General features: G+C 64.2%; 12 protein-coding genes. 10 read left to right on the top strand and 2 right to left on the bottom strand.

Translation table 11 applies throughout. The features are described from left to right. Window positions 1-134: 134 nt before the first annotated feature. Complete coding sequence (locus tag HY699_24755) at window positions 135-395, bottom strand: hypothetical protein (protein ID MBI4519014.1); 261 nt, start codon at window positions 393-395, stop codon at window positions 135-137. Window positions 396-522: 127 nt separating this feature from the next. Beyond that, the gene (groL, locus tag HY699_24750; protein MBI4519013.1) at window positions 523-2,154 is read right to left on the bottom strand and encodes a chaperonin GroEL; all 1,632 of its coding nucleotides are present in this window, start codon (window positions 2,152-2,154) and stop codon (window positions 523-525) included. A 144-nt stretch (window positions 2,155-2,298) separates the two neighbouring features. Here groL and pyrE point away from each other — a divergent pair, with 144 nt between their 5' ends. The 10 genes from pyrE (at window position 2,299) to HY699_24700 (ending at window position 14,714) form a co-directional block, all read left to right on the top strand. Further along, complete coding sequence (gene pyrE / locus HY699_24745; GenBank protein ID MBI4519012.1) at window positions 2,299-2,895, top strand: orotate phosphoribosyltransferase; 597 nt, start codon at window positions 2,299-2,301, stop codon at window positions 2,893-2,895. 173 nt (window positions 2,896-3,068) lie between these two features. Then, window positions 3,069-5,528: a TonB-dependent receptor gene (locus HY699_24740; protein MBI4519011.1), complete on the top strand. Its 2,460-nt coding sequence runs from the start codon at window positions 3,069-3,071 to the stop codon at window positions 5,526-5,528. 252 nt (window positions 5,529-5,780) lie between these two features. After that, entirely contained in the window at window positions 5,781-6,884 is a 1,104-nt protein-coding gene (locus HY699_24735) for a nitronate monooxygenase (GenBank protein MBI4519010.1), read from the top strand. A 35-nt stretch (window positions 6,885-6,919) separates the two neighbouring features. Next, window positions 6,920-9,079, top strand: a complete 2,160-nt coding sequence (locus HY699_24730) for a (Fe-S)-binding protein (GenBank protein MBI4519009.1) — start codon at window positions 6,920-6,922, stop codon at window positions 9,077-9,079. 35 nt (window positions 9,080-9,114) lie between these two features. Beyond that, window positions 9,115-9,912, top strand: coding sequence for an electron transfer flavoprotein subunit beta/FixA family protein (locus HY699_24725; GenBank protein ID MBI4519008.1), 798 nt, complete (start codon window positions 9,115-9,117; stop codon window positions 9,910-9,912). Window positions 9,913-9,942: 30 nt separating this feature from the next. Beyond that, window positions 9,943-10,920: an electron transfer flavoprotein subunit alpha/FixB family protein gene (locus HY699_24720; GenBank protein MBI4519007.1), complete on the top strand. Its 978-nt coding sequence runs from the start codon at window positions 9,943-9,945 to the stop codon at window positions 10,918-10,920. Window positions 10,921-10,924: 4 nt separating this feature from the next. Further along, window positions 10,925-11,341 (top strand): OB-fold domain-containing protein, encoded by a 417-nt coding sequence (locus HY699_24715; protein MBI4519006.1) that lies wholly within the window; start codon window positions 10,925-10,927, stop codon window positions 11,339-11,341. 31 nt (window positions 11,342-11,372) lie between these two features. Beyond that, the gene (locus tag HY699_24710) at window positions 11,373-12,551 is read left to right on the top strand and encodes a transporter (GenBank protein ID MBI4519005.1); all 1,179 of its coding nucleotides are present in this window, start codon (window positions 11,373-11,375) and stop codon (window positions 12,549-12,551) included. A 115-nt stretch (window positions 12,552-12,666) separates the two neighbouring features. Continuing rightward, complete coding sequence (locus tag HY699_24705) at window positions 12,667-13,494, top strand: enoyl-CoA hydratase/isomerase family protein (GenBank protein ID MBI4519004.1); 828 nt, start codon at window positions 12,667-12,669, stop codon at window positions 13,492-13,494. 41 nt (window positions 13,495-13,535) lie between these two features. Further along, window positions 13,536-14,714 (top strand): acyl-CoA dehydrogenase family protein, encoded by a 1,179-nt coding sequence (locus HY699_24700; GenBank protein MBI4519003.1) that lies wholly within the window; start codon window positions 13,536-13,538, stop codon window positions 14,712-14,714. Window positions 14,715-14,836: the final 122 nt, after the last annotated feature.

Here is a 14,836-nt window from a genome sequence, read left to right as displayed (position 1 = left end):
TAGGGCGGCCAAGCGCAGCCGCGAACTTGGTACAGAAATGAGCCTGGCGGCGTCGCAGCGATACCCAAGGCCGCCAAAAGCAAAAAAGGCGATCCGAGACGGACCGCCTTCCTTGCCAATACAGACAGATGCTTCTACTTCCTGATGCCCTTGTCGAACATGGCCTGCGCCCGCTGGGCTGCAGCCTCGGCACGTGCCGCCGCATCGGCTGCACTCTTGGCAGCCGCTTCGGCTTTGAGCGCAGCCGACTCGGCCTTGCTGGCCGCGTTCTCGATCCGCGTCATTTGAGCCGGATCGATTTCCGCCTTTTGCGCCGTGCATCCCGCCGTCACTCCGGCGAGGAGCACCGACCCGACCACCGCGACCGCTACGCGTGACCCTTTTCTTACCCGCATACTTGACCTCCTTCCCGCCATTGTGGCGTGGGTTTCCTGTTTCGTCCTCGCTTCTTGCACAAAACCCCTTATGCCGCAAGGGGCAACCGCCGCGGAAAGGGCAAAAAGCCCTTTCTCGCCCGCGGGTCTAGTATTCCTCATCGTAGTCCTCAGCCGGTGCCGGCGCGCCCGCCGCTTTCTTCTTCTTGGGTTTTTCAGCCACCGCGGCTTCGGTAGTGATCATCAGGCTGGCCACGCTGGCGGCGTTCTGCAGCGCCGTGCGCACCACTTTGGCAGGATCGATGACCCCGGCCTTGAACAGCGCCTCGAACTCGCCGCTCATGGCGTTGAAGCCGAAGTCGTCGGCGCCATCGCGCACCTTGGCAACCACCACCGACGCTTCGTGGCCGGCGTTGGTGGCCAGTTGGCGCAGGGGCTCCTCCATCGCCCGGCGGACGATGGCCAGACCGTGCCCCCGTTCTCCCTCCGCCTTCACCTTGTCGAGCGCCGCTTGGGCGCGCACCAGCGCCACCCCGCCGCCGGGTACGATGCCTTCTTCGGCCGCCGCCTTGATGGCATGCATGGCGTCGTCAGCGCGGGATTTCTTTTCCTTCATTTCCACCTCGGTCGCAGCGCCGACGCGCACCACCGCGACGCCGCCGGCGAGCTTGGCCAACCGCTCTTGCAGCTTCTCGCGGTCGTAGTCCGAGGTCGTCTCTTCAATCTGGGCACGAATCTGACTAATGCGGCCCTCGATCGTGTCTTTCTTGCCGGCGCCACCGACCACAGTGGTGTTGTCCTTATCGAGCTCGACGCGCTTGGCGCGGCCCAGGTCCTTGAGCGTGACGTTTTCGAGCTTGATGCCCAACTCCTCGGCCACCACCTGTCCGCCGGTGAGAATCGCCAAGTCCTCCAGCATCGCTTTGCGCCGGTCGCCGAAGCCCGGCGCCTTGGCCGCCGCGCATTTGAGCGTACCGCGCAGCCTGTTGACTACCAGTGCCGCCAGCGCTTCGCCGTCAACCTCCTCCGAGATGATCAGCAGCGGGCGGCCGGATTGCGCGATTTTCTCGAGCAGCGGCAGCAGGTCGCGCATATTCGAGATCTTCTTCTCGTGCAGAAGGATGTACGGGTCATCGAGCTCCGCGATCATTTTTTCGGGATTGGTGACAAAGTACGGTGACTGGTAGCCGCGGTCGAACTGCATGCCCTCGACCAGATCGAGCGTGGAATCCAAGCTCTTGGCTTCTTCGACGGTGATGACGCCATCCTTGCCGACTTTGTCCATGGCCTCAGCCAACATATCGCCGATGGCGCGGTCGCCGTTGGCAGCGATGGTGCCCACTTGGGCGATGTTGGCTCGGCCTTTGACAGGCCGGCTCTGGTCTTTGATCGAGCCCACGGCGGCCTCGACTCCGAGGTCGATGCCGCGCTTGAGCTCCATCGGATCAACGCCGGCGGCCACCAAGCGCAGGCCTTCGCGCAAAATTCCTCGAGCCAAGACGGTAGCGGTGGTGGTGCCGTCACCGGCGGCGTCGGCGGTCTTTTGGGCCACCTCGCGTACCATCTTGGCGCCCATGTTCTCGAACCTGCCTTCGAGCTCGATTTCCTTGACCACCGTCACCCCGTCCTTGGTGATCAACGGAGCACCGAACGCTTTCTCGATCAGCACATTGCGCCCGCGCGGCCCCAAGGTGACCCGGGCGGCATCGGCGAGTAGGTTGGCGCCCGTGAGCAAGCCTTCACGCGCTTTTTCGTGGAGATGAATGGTTTTGGCGGGCATAGCGAGACTCCTTTCCTGGAAATACCCGAAGTTGTGCGGCGCCTGACTTAAGCATTCCCCTGCGCACTTGCAAGGGGCCGGGCCCGGCGCAAGCTGGCGCGCTCTGGTTGCTTGGGCTAAAGGACGCCGAGCGCGGAGAGCCGTATGGTGAAGACGAAGCTGCTGGATCTGCTGATTGCCCGCTCGTATCGCCACGCCGATTCGCCGTCGTTTCGGCTGGCTTCGGGCAAGCTCAGCAACTTCTACGTCGATTGCAAGGCGACCACCATGTGCGGCGAGGCCATGCCGCTGGTGGGTCAGGTGGTTGCGAGCCTGCTACCGCCGGAGGCCGACGCGGTCGGCGGACTGACGATGGGTGCGGATTGGATAGCGGCACCGACCGCGTTCCATTGCCAACTGCAAGGCCGCCGCGTCGATGTCTTCTCGGTGCGCAAAGAGCCTAAGGCGCACGGTCTGAAGAAGTGGATCGAGGGGTGCGCGGAGCGCGGCTCGAAGGTGGTGGTGCTCGACGATGTCGTGACCACCGGCGGCTCGACCATCGACGCCATCAGACGCTGCCGCGAAGAGGGGCTGCGTGTGGTCGGGGTTGTGGCCCTGATCGACCGTCAGGAAGAGAACGGGATGGAAAACATCCGGCTCGAAGCCGGGCCGGATGTTCCGCTAGCCGCGGTCTTTACGCATGCCGATCTTGAGGCTCGCTGGCGAGCGCGTGCAGCTGGTGCTCACGCGGCTACGGGCTGATCTCCGCGGGGGTGCCTGTCGCCAAAACCGCCGCCCGCGCGCCGCGCTGGGGGGTGGTTTTGTGGTTTGGGGTGGCGCGATTCCCTTGCACATTCCAGTCGATTCGGGCATTTGGTGCGGCGTGCAGGTACGCGCGTTTGGCGTGTTTGGCGTGTAAGGAAGGAGGAGGAAGAATGATGTTCACATCGAGGCGGGCTGTCATCCTCACGGTAGCGGCGGCGGTGGCATTTGGGCTGCCAGGGCAAACCTGGGCGCAGGCCAAGAAGAAGGCCGGGGACAAGCCGGAAGCCGGGATGGAGGTCGGGGTCGAAGAGATCACCGTGACCGCGGAAAAACGCGAAGAGAGCCTACAGGAAACACCGGTCTCGGTTACCGCGATTACCAGCGAGGCCATCGAGGAGAAGGGCATTAGGGATGTGATCGACCTCGGACAAGTGGCGCCCAATCTCCACATGCACCCAAACGTCGGCGGCAGCACCGGAGTAACCGTCAACATGCGAGGTGTGATCAGAACCGATCCGATCATCACCAATCAGCCGAAGGTGGGCCTCTATACCGATGGCGTCTACATCGCCAAGTCGTCGGCGGCGAATGCCGAGCTGTCGGACATCGAGCGCATCGAAGTGCTGCGCGGGCCGCAAGGAACCCTGTGGGGCCGAAACGCCAACGGCGGCGCGGTCAATTTCATCACCAAGAAACCTACGTCCGAGAAGTCGATCAGCGCCAAGACCGAGGTCGGCAATTACGAGCAATTCAAGGGCAGCGTGATCCTCAATACCCCCGTAATTGGCAAAGGCGGGTTGGCCGAGTCAGAGGGCTTCGGCACCCTCAACCTGAGACAGGTGGCGGATTACCGCTCACGCGACGGCTTCTATGACAATACCGGCGATTACTACACGGATCCGACGACCGGCAGGAAACAGCGGGGCGGCTCGGGCGACTTTGCCAACCTGGACCGTGTCGCTACCAGCACCTCGCTGCGCTGGGAACCGGCCAAGAGCGCCACGATAGACTACAACTTCGAGTACCGCCGTCACGTGGAGAACCCGTCGGCCTCGCAGCTGACCTACGTCTACCCTAACGCTCCGGGCGCCCAGCCCCTTGTCCCGTATATAGAGGCAGATCGGGCCGATGCAATCGCCAACAACTCGCTCTTGGAAAACGACGTAACCAGGGGTCCCTACCGGCAGCAGGTGAACCATGGCAATGCGCGCGCGCATACCGTGACGGCGGCGTTTGACCTGGCGAAACCGGATGAGTCGTCAAACGTAACGCTCAAGTCGATTTCCTCCTATCGAACTTTCACCCAACAAGAGGATCAGGACGTCGACGGTAGCCCGCTGCATTACGGGGACTTCGAGCTGCACCACGACGTCGCCTATTGGAGCCAGGAACTCCAGCTCCTCGGCACCTTCCCGCGCCTCAAGTGGGTGCTGGGCGGTTACTACTATGGCGAGCACGGCGACGAGCAGAGCGGGCAAGTCCTTTACGGCGGCGCAACCAATCTTGCCTACAACGACGTTTTCAACGTTCGCTCGTATGCCCCTTATGCGCAGGGGACCTACACGTTTCCGTTCTTGGACGACAGGCTCAGCCTCACTCTTGGTGTTCGTTACACGCAAGAGCAAGTCCATCACGGCAAGCAGTACTCCTGCTACGCCATCATGGTCCCCGATCGAAACAACCCGGGGCAATTCACCAACATCTGCAACGTCGGAATCCCGTCGTTCAAGAACTTCTCGGTGGCCCACGGTAGAGCCTTCGGCGGTTGGGATGCCGTCTCCCCGATGGGGAGCATCGCGTTCCAGGCGACCGACGACTTCATGTTCTATGTCCGGGCCAGCCGCGGATTCCAGAGCGGCGGCTTCAACGGTCGCGCGACGACCGAAGAGGCTTTTGCCCAGAACTACGACCCGGAAACCCTGGAGGCTTACGAGGGCGGCATCAAGTCGCAGTGGCTCGACAACCGCCTACAGGTGAATGCCTCGATGTTCTTCAGCGACTACCATGACCTACAGGTGGCGGTATTCCGCGCCAGCCAGTACGGCGGTGCGGTGTCAACGCTGCAAAATGCCGCGTCCGCTAACATCTGGGGTAGCGAGCTTGAAGTGGTCGCCGTGCCCCTGCGCGGCATCGAGGCTTCCGTGACTTACGGCTACATCGATCCAACCTACAAGGAGTTCATGGAACAAGCCCTCGACGCCATGGGCAATCCCGTGCTCGATTCCCAGGGCAACCCCGAGCGGATAGACGTCTCGGACCAGCGCCAGTTCGTGCTCACACCCAAGCACGCCGTTACGGTCGGGCTCTCATACACCGCACCACCAACGGACAGGGGAACGTTCTCGGCGCACATGGACACCTACTGGCAGGACGACGTCGTGTTCCTGGTTGATGAGCACTACGTCAACAACCAGGGCGACTACGGGCTACTCAACGGCCGCGTGCAACTGGCCGGCATTCCGCTGCAGCACGGAAGCCTAGACGTGGCGGTGTTTGCCCACAATCTGCTCGACCGCAAGTACCGCACCTTCGGCGTTGATTTCGGCCCGCAGCTTGGTTGGGCCGTCAACCAGTACGGCGACCCGCGCACCTTCGGTCTCCAGCTCGCCTACAACTTCACCGCCTCCTGATCGCGCGCCGCGGCTCTGCCGCTCGCAGCGCTTCACCCACAACAGCCGGGGCCAGCAGCCCCGGCTGTTGTGTTTTGGCCTCCGGGCAGGGCGCACCTCTCGGCCCGTACCGCACGGTTCGGGATTTCTACCCGAACGATGCCCTTGACCTGTGAAACTAACGTTTGTTAGTCTCTCGCCCAAGTCCGCGGCCCCCGGCGAACTGGCACGGTACGCCCCAGCGTCTTTCGCGCGGCGCGGCAGGAATGAAACATGGCCAAGAACCCGTTGCACACCAAGCTCTGCGATATGCTGGGGATCGAGTTCCCGATCATCGCCTTCACGCACTGCAAGGATGTCGTGAACGCGGTCGTCAACAGCGGCGGGTTCGCCGTCCTCGGCGAAGCGATGCACACCCCCGACGAGATCGCCGCCGATATCAAGTGGATTCGCGAGCGGGTCGGCAGCAAGCCCTTCGGCATCGACTTGGTCCTCCCGGCCTCGGTGCCGCCCAAGGACACGCTGGACGAGTTGCTGGCCAAGATTCCCGAGCCCCAGCGCAAGTTCGCTCGGGCCATCAAGGAGAAGTACAACGTACCCGATCCGAAAGGACAGGTAGCGTTGCACCAGTGGGGCGGTCTCAACCAGGAGATTGCCCGCAAGCAACTGGAGGTGATCCTGGACGAGCGCGTCCCGGTCTTCACCTCCGGGCTCGGCAGCCCCGAGTTCATTCTGAAGGCCATGCACGAGCGCGGGATCAAAGTCTTCGGTCTGATCGGCAAGACCCGTCAGGCCAAGCGCGAGATCGAGGCCGGCGTCGATGCCATCATTGCGCAGGGCTACGACGCGGCGGGGCACACCGGGCCGATCGGCACCTTCTCGATTGTGCCCGAGGTGGCGGCGATCGCGGGCGATGTCCCGGTGATCGCGGCCGGCGGCATCACCACTGGCCGGCACCTCGCCGCGGCGCTCTGCCTCGGCGCTGCCGGTGTGTGGACGGGGACGCTCTGGCTGGCTTCGCGCGAATCGGACTCGGATATGATCGTCAAGGAGAAGCTCCTCGCCGCGACGTCCGACGACACCGTGTACTCCAAGAGCATTTCCGGAATGCCGATGCGTATCCTCAAGTGCCCGTGGACGGAAGCGTGGGCGAAGCCCGAGGCGCCCCCGATCTTGCCGGCGCCGTACCAGATGCTGCTCAGCTCCGATTACATCCAAGGGGCCAACGACCATCGCCGCGGCGATCTGATGACCGAAGCCGCGGGCCAAGGTGTCAGCTTCGTCAAGGCGATGAAGCCGGCACGCCAGATCGTGTTCGACATGGCCGGCGAGGCCCTCGCGGCGTTCGAGGAGCTGACCGGCGTCGCGGCCGAGTGAGCTGCCAAGACCCGGAATCATTGTGAAGCGTAGCCGTGGCTGAAACGCGCGAGATCTATTGGAACATCGCCGGCGGCGCGCTGCTCTATCTCTTTCTCGCCGTCGCCGCAGCAGTGTTCGCCGGTGGCGTGTATCGCCGTTACCGCCTCTGGCGCCTGGGCGGTAGTGAAACACGCTGGGATCGCATTCCCGAGCGGCTGACGGGCTTGCTGCTCGAGATTTTCGGGCAGCATCGCCAGTGGCGCCAGCCGTATCCCGGCTTGATGCACGCCTTCATCTTCTACGGCTTTCTGGCGCAGGTGGTCGCCACCTCGCTGATCAGCTTGCAGGAATGGAGCGGAATCCACTTCCTGCAAGGGGCGACGTATCGCTGGTACTCGTTGCTGAGCGACAGCTTCGGCCTGCTGGCGATCGTCGGGCTGGCGATGGCCCTTGTCCGGCGCACGGTCATGCGCCCAAGACATGTCGTCTCTCTGACGGAGGACAGCGTTGCGCTGGGGCTCTTGCTGCTGCTTTTCCTGCAAGGCTTCGCGACCGAAGGTTTCCGAATGGCCGCGACGGAGTTGCACGGCAATCCCGCTCTAGCCCGCTGGTCTCCCGGCGGTTACCTGGTCGCGCTTTCCCTGCAAGGACTGAGCGAGCCGACGTTGCGGTTCATGCACCGCGGTAGCTGGTGGTTTCACGCCGTCACAGCATTCGCCTTCATCGGCTACCTCTCCGCCGGAAAGCTCAACCACATCGTCTACGGCGCCTTGAACATCTTTTTCCGCAATCTCAATCGCGGCCTCGCGCTGCCGTATCCGGATATCGAAGCGATGCTGGAAGCCGAGGACGGGAAGAGCGAGCCCGTTCTCGGCGCTAAGGCGATCCAGCAGTATTCCTGGAAGAGCCTGCTCGATCTCGATGCTTGCGTGAATTGCGGCCGGTGCGAGTCGGTCTGCCCGGCCACGCTAGGGGGCTCCCAGCTGAATCCGCGGCTGCTCATTCGCAACCTGCGCGATCACCTGAGCGCAGTCGGGCCGTCGCTGTTGGCGGCACAAGCGGGGAGCGGCGCGGCACCGGACACCGAACAGGCGCCCCTGTTCGGTGACGCCGCCGAGGGCCCGTTGCGGCCGGCGGTGCTGGAAGATGAACTGTGGGGCTGCCGCACGTGCGGAGCCTGTCAGCAAGAGTGCCCGATGTATATCGAACACATCCCCAAGATGATCGACATGCGCCGCTACCTGGTGATGACCGAATCCAAGATGAGCGACGAGACGCAGACGTTTCTGAAGAACATCGATGAACGCGGGCATCCGTTCGCCGGCGCCGCGCACGAGCGGGAAGAGTGGTTTCAGGACCTCGACCTCAAGGTCTACGGCCGCGGCGATACGGCGGAGTATCTCTTCTGGGTCGGCTGCGCCGGCGCGCTGGTCGATCGCAACATCCAAGTGACGCGCGCTTTCGTCAAAGTCTTGCAGGCCGCCGGGGTCGATTTCGCCGTGCTCGGCGCGGAGGAGTCCTGCACCGGTGATCCCGCCCGGCGCGCGGGCGGCGAGCTGACCTTTCAGATGTGCGCCAAGACCAACGTCGAACTCTTCCAGCAGTACGAGATCCGGAAGATCATCACGACGTGCCCACACTGCTTCAATACCTTGGCCAACGAGTATCCCGACTTTGGCGGGAAGTACGCAGTCGTTCACCACGCCGAGTTCATCCAGCAACTGCTCCGGAGCGGCAGACTGAAGCTGAAGCAGGAGGTGGATTCGGTGACGTATCACGATCCGTGTTACCTCGGGCGCCACAATGGAATCTACGACGCGCCGCGCCAGGTGCTGGCGTCGGTTTCGAGAAGCGGCATCTCGGAGATGCCTCGGAATCGTTCCACGGCGCTCTGCTGCGGCGCGGGCGGTGGGTACGCCTGGATGGACGACAAGCTCGAGTCGAAAATCAACCACCTGCGCTTCGAAGAAGCAAAGGGCTGTGGCGCCAAGACGGCGGCCGTCTCGTGCCCGTTCTGCATGCAGATGTTCGAGGACGCTATCCGCACGAAAGATCCGGAACGGACGGTGCGGGCGGCGGACATCGCCGAGCTGGTTGCGGAAGCGCTGGTCGTCGATGTGGAGTGCGGCGGCTTGCCGCCGCTTTCGGGCCTCGCAGCGGCGCCCGGCACCACCCAAGAGCCGGAGCAAGCTCCCGCCCTCCAAGAGCGCTAGGCCATCGAAGGCGCCTGGAACAAGGAGTGCAGCAAATGAGAATCGTCATCTGCGCCAAGGAAGTCCTCGATCCGGACGCGGTCGACAACTACGTCCTGGTGGGGAAGCTGGAGATCGGATCGGACGGCAAGACACTGACGCAGACGTCGATCCCGCGGCTGATGAACCGCTACGACGAACAGGCGATCGAGTGCGCGCTGCGGCTGCGCGATGCCGGCGTCGACTGTAAGATCCACGTGGTCTCGCTCGGCAGCGACCCGACCAAGATTCTCCAACACGCGGTCGCGATGGGCGCCGATGAGGTCGCAACCATCCCCGTCGACTCCGGGACCGTGGACGGCTACGCGACCGCCGCGCTGCTCGCCGGGTTCGTGAAGTCGCTCGGCGGGGCGGACTTGGTGCTGTGCGGGCGTCAGGCGTCGGATGGAGACCAGGGGGTGGTGCCGGCGTTGCTGGGCGAGATGTTGGGCCTGCCGATCGTCACCATCGCGCGCGCGGTGGAGCTGGTTGATGGGAAGCTGCGGGTCACGCGGGTGACGCCTGACGGCGACGAGATCGTCGAGGTCGCGTGCCCCGCGGTGATCACGATCAGCAACGAGTTCGGCGAGCCGCGCTATCCGACTGGTATCCGCACGATGAAGGCCCGCAAGATCAAGCCGCAGCAAATCACGCCGGCCGGCCTCGCTCTCGGTGAGAGTGCTCGACCAAGAGTGACGATGACCCGCCAGTTCGTCGAACCGATCATCGGCCGCTGCGAGGTCATTCCGGGCGACTCGGCCGCGGCGGCACTGGAGCTGGTCACGCGCCTGCGCGCGGAGCGGACCATCGAGTAGGTTCCGGTGACGGAGCATTCGGAGGCAAACGTGTCAAATTCGGTCGTTGTCTGCACCTGGGAACGAGGCCGTGCGGGTGTACCCGTGGGCGCGGAAGAAACGCTCAGCTTGGCCTGCAAGCTTGCCGCTGCTGCGGGTCTCGAATTGAATTGGCTGATCGCTGGTCCGGCACCGGAGCGGGCGCTCGAAATCGCGGGCAAGTACGGCGTCGCTCACCTCGATCGGATCGAGGACGCTAAACTCGCTGACTTCCAGGCCGACGTCTGGGTCGAAGCCCTGGCGCAGTACAGCAAGCAGCACGCGCCGAAGCTGATACTCATCCCGCAGACGTTCAACGCGCGTCTGGTGGCGCCGCGCCTGTCGGCGCGCACCGGTGCCGGCGTGGTGATGAATGCGCTGAAGCTGGAGGTGGAAGGTAGAGCGGTCAAGGTTACCGCCTCGGCCTACGGCGGGGATACGCGTGTGGTCTACGAGCTGACCGGCGCGGAGTCCTGCGTGGTCGGAGTCCTGGCTGACATGCTGCTCGTGGAGCCGCCGGCAGCGGACTCGCCGGCGCCGGCCGTGCGGCAGGTGGCGGTCGACCTGGGCGCGGCAACTGAACGAGTGCGGGTCATCCAGAAAGCGCACCTTGAAGGCCCGCGTCTCGAGGAGGCGCAGATCATCGTGGCCGGTGGTATGGGACTCGGCAAGAAGGAGAACTACCGGCTGATCGAAGAGCTGGCCGAGACCCTCGGCGGTATGGCTGCGGCCTCGCGTCCGGTGGTGGAAAACGGCTGGGTCGACTCCTCGCGCCAGGTCGGGCTAACCGGCAAGATCACGCGGCCGGCGTTGTACATTGCCGCCGGCATCTCGGGCGCCAGCCAGCACATGGTCGGCTGCGCCGCAGCGAAGACGATCGTGGCGATCAACCGCGACCCGGACGCGGCGGTGTTCCGTTACGCGCGCTACGGCATCGTCGGCGACTGCCTCGAGATTTTGCCTGCGATCACTCGGGCGCTGAAAGGATGAGGTGATGGAAACGAAACCGGTAATCGCGGGCCTCTTTGCCGATACCCCGCAGGGGCCGCGGCTGTTGGGATCGCGTTGCGCGTCGTGCGCCGCGCCGTACTTTCCGAAGTCCGCTGTCTGTCACAATCCGAAGTGTGGCGAGAGCAAGATCCAGGATGCCGCGTTCGGACCGCGCGGCAGGTTGTGGAGCCTGGCCATCCAGAGTTATGCGCCGCCACCGCCGGTGAAATTCGATGAGCCGTTCAAGCCCTACGCGATGGGGGTGGTGGATCTCGACGATGGCCTGCGGGTGCTGGGCCGGATCAGCACGGACGATCTGAGGAGCCTGCGGCCGGACATGCCGGTGGAGCTGGTGTTGGAGCCCCTGTACCACGAAGCCGACGGTACCGAGGTCATCACCTGGAAATTCAGGCCGGTGTGAGTCGGCGCACGCGGCAGAGACGGAGACGCACATGAGAGACGTGGCAGTCATCGGGCTGGGAATGCACCCGTGGGGGAAGTTTGCGGACAAGTCGGTCAACGACCTGTGCCGGGTTGCGGTAGAAGCGGCGCTCAAGGACGCGGGCGTGTCGTGGCGCGAGATCGAGGCGGTCTCGGCCGCTAGCTCGCGCTTCTCCGGCGGCAAGGGCTGGGGCTTGAACGGCAACGACGTGGTCGAAGAGATGGGCTCGACGGGAATCCCCGTCTACAACCTGTCGGCGGGATGCGCCGCCGGGGGCAACGCCTTCAACATCGGCTACACCCTCGTTGCCAGCGGGCTCTACGATCTGGTGCTCGTCGTGGGCGGCGAGAAGATGCCCAAGGGATTCATCCAGACCTCCGGCTTGGAGGAGACCACCGATCCCGAGTTCCTGCGCCAGCGCTGCGTCGGCATGCCCGGCCCGGCGTTTTGGGCGTCGCTCTGCTGGCGGCGCATGAAAGACTACGGCACCACCGAGGAGCAGCTGGCGAAGGTAGCCGTCAAGGCGCATCAGGTCGGCAAGCACAACGAGAACGCGCGCTTTCGACAGGAGTTCACGCTCGAGCAGGTGCTCAAGTCGAACGTCGTCAGCTATCCGCTCCGTTTGTACGAGATCTGCCCGGTGAGCGACGGCGCGGCCGCGGTGATCCTGTGCTCAGCGGAGCAGGCGAAGAAGCGCACCTCGAAGCCGGTGTGGGTGGCGGCAAGCGCGGTGGCGACCGCCAGCTTCGACGACGGCATCACGCGCGGCCTCGGCGGGCTGGGGCCGTCAGGGCCGACGCTGCACAGCGAGGCGAAACTCGCGGTCGAAAAAGCGCTCAAGGGTGCCGGGGTCGGCCAGAAGGACGTCGACCTCGTCGAGTTGCAGGACAACACGGTGTACTACGAGCTCGCGTTTCCCGAGGAGTGGGGCTTCTGCAAGCCGGGCGAAGCGGAGCACCTCATGGAGACGGGCGAGACCATGCCGACCGGCAAGCTACCGATTAACCCCAGCGGCGGGTTCCTCTGTTTCGGTGAAGCCACCACCGCACAGGGGCTGTTCCAGGTCTGCGAGATGGGCTGGCAACTACGCGGCGAGGCCGGCGCCCGCCAAGTACCCAATGCGAGAGTGGGCCTAGCGCAGACACTTGGTCTCGGCGGCAACGCCACCGCAGTGGTGCTTAAGCGTTAGGGCGCGCGAACATCTGACGCTCTCCCAATGGAACAGTGAACCTGCTTTAATCCTGCTCCCTCTCCCCCTGGGAGAGGGCTGGTGAGGGGCTCTTGAGAGTACGGAGGTAACAACCATGGCAGCAGAAGAACCTGTCTTGTTCCGCATCGAAGACGGCGTCGGCATCATCACCCTCAACCGGCCCGAGCGCCTCAATCCGATCAACTGGGAGGTTGGCCGGCGCCTGGTGCAGTTGTTGCGCGAGCTACGCGAGAACGATGAGGTGCGCACCCTCGTCCTCACCGGCGCCGGGCGCGCCTTCAGCGCCGGCGGCGACGCCGACTGGCTCAGCGGCGGCGGCGATCGGCCGCTGCCCGGCTTGTCGGACCCGAACCTCGTCATGGAGCGCTATCAGCGCAAGATGCCCGCTGGGCCGATAGCCGAGGTCACTCACTGGCTCATCGAAGTCGACAAGCCGGTGATCGCGGCGATTCACGGCCCGTGCATGGGCGCCGGGCTCGCCTTCGCCTTGGCGTGCGATCGGCGCTTCGGCGACACCAAAGCCCGTCTGTGCGCGGCCATGGTGCGCCTCGGCTTCGCGCCCGACTGCGGCATCACGTACTTCTTGCCGCGCATCACCCGGCTCTCGACCGCGCTGATGATGGTAGAGACCGGGCGCATCCTCGAAGCCGAAGAGGCTTTCAAGGAAGGCTTGCTCGACGAACTGGTGCCCGAGGGCGAAGCGTTGAACGCCGCGCTGCGCTACGCCAAGGAGCTGGCCAAGGGCCCGAGCGTGGCCGTCGATCTCGCGCGCCGCTTCATCTATCGCTCGCTCAACTCGACGCTCGACGAGATGCTCGACTACGAAGCGATCGCGGCGACACTGTCATCCAATACCCAAGACGCCCGCGAGGGCACGCGCGCCTTCGTGGAAAAACGCAAGCCGGTGTTCAAAGGCCATTGAGCGGAGCGTGGCTGGCTAGGCTCGGCAATAGGAGACCAACCGTGAACTTCGATTTTTCAGAGGCGGAAAAGGCTTTCGTGCAAGCGGTCGAGCAGTTCCTCGACCAATGCGACACCCCCGAGGTGATGGACGTGACGCGCGAGAACATGGCACAGCTCGTCGATACCCCGGAGCGCCGGGCGTTCATGAGCAAGTGCGGCGAGCGTGGCTGGCTCGGTATGGGCTGGCCCAAGGAATACGGCGGCAACGAGACCGAAGGCGTGTACGAGTACTTGCTCAACGAGTCCTTGGCGCGCCGCGGCGCACCGCAGATCGGCAAGGGCGTGGGCATCGTCGGCAAGACCCTCATCCGCCACGGCAGCGACAAGCTCAAGCGCGAGTTCCTGCCGAAGATCCTGCGCAACGAAGTCCAGTTCGCGGTCGGCTACACCGAACCGGAAGCCGGCTCGGACGCCGCGGCGATGGCGCTGAAGGCCACGCGCGACGGCGACGGCTGGCGCCTCAACGGCCAGAAGATCTTCTCCACCTCGGCCCACTTCGCCGATTGGTACTGGCTCGGTGCCCGTACCGACCCCAGCAACAAACACCGCGGCATCACGCTGTTCCTGTTGCACATGGACACGCCCGGTCTGACCGTCCAGCCGATGCCGACCATCGGCGACGAGATCACCAACTCGGTCTACTTCGACAATGTCTACGTCGGCGACGAGTACCGCGTCGGCGAGCTCAATAAAGGCTTCCAGTACATCTCCGAGGCCCTCGACCTCGAACGCTTCACCATGTTCACCTTCTCGCCCATCGAGCAGCGCATGGAAGAGCTGTGCGCCTACGTCGTTACCGAGCAGTGCGACGGCAGGCCGCTGCGCGAAGACCTGGTGATCCGCCAACGGATCGCGCAGCTGGTGACGCAAACGGAGGTGGCCCGCTGCCTCGGACTACGCTTCGTGGCCAAGGCCTCGAAAGGCGGCGCGGCGCCGACCACCGATTCGTCACAGTACAAGCTCTACGCCACCGAGCTGTCCAAACGTATTGCCAACGCCGCCTTGGATATCGGCGCTCCCGGCACGCAGTTGCGCGTGCAGACCGCCGACGCCCCCATGCGCGGGCGCCCCGAGCTCACCTACCGCTACACCGTCATCGACACCATCGGCGGCGGCACCTCGGAGGTGCAAAAGAACATCATCGCCCGGCGCAAACTCGGCCTGCCGCCGAATTTCTGAACACGGAATAGGCCGACAACGGATTCGGAATATGGTTACTCAGAACCCGGCCTCCTGCTTTAATCCGTTCGATCGGTTAAGTCCGGTTAACCCCCCTCTTCCTCCTCGTACCAAGGAGTAAC

Source organism: Deltaproteobacteria bacterium, assembly GCA_016210005.1.
GTDB lineage: Bacteria > Desulfobacterota > Binatia > HRBIN30 > JACQVA1 > JACQVA1.
This window is presented reverse-complemented; position numbering and strand designations above follow the sequence as displayed.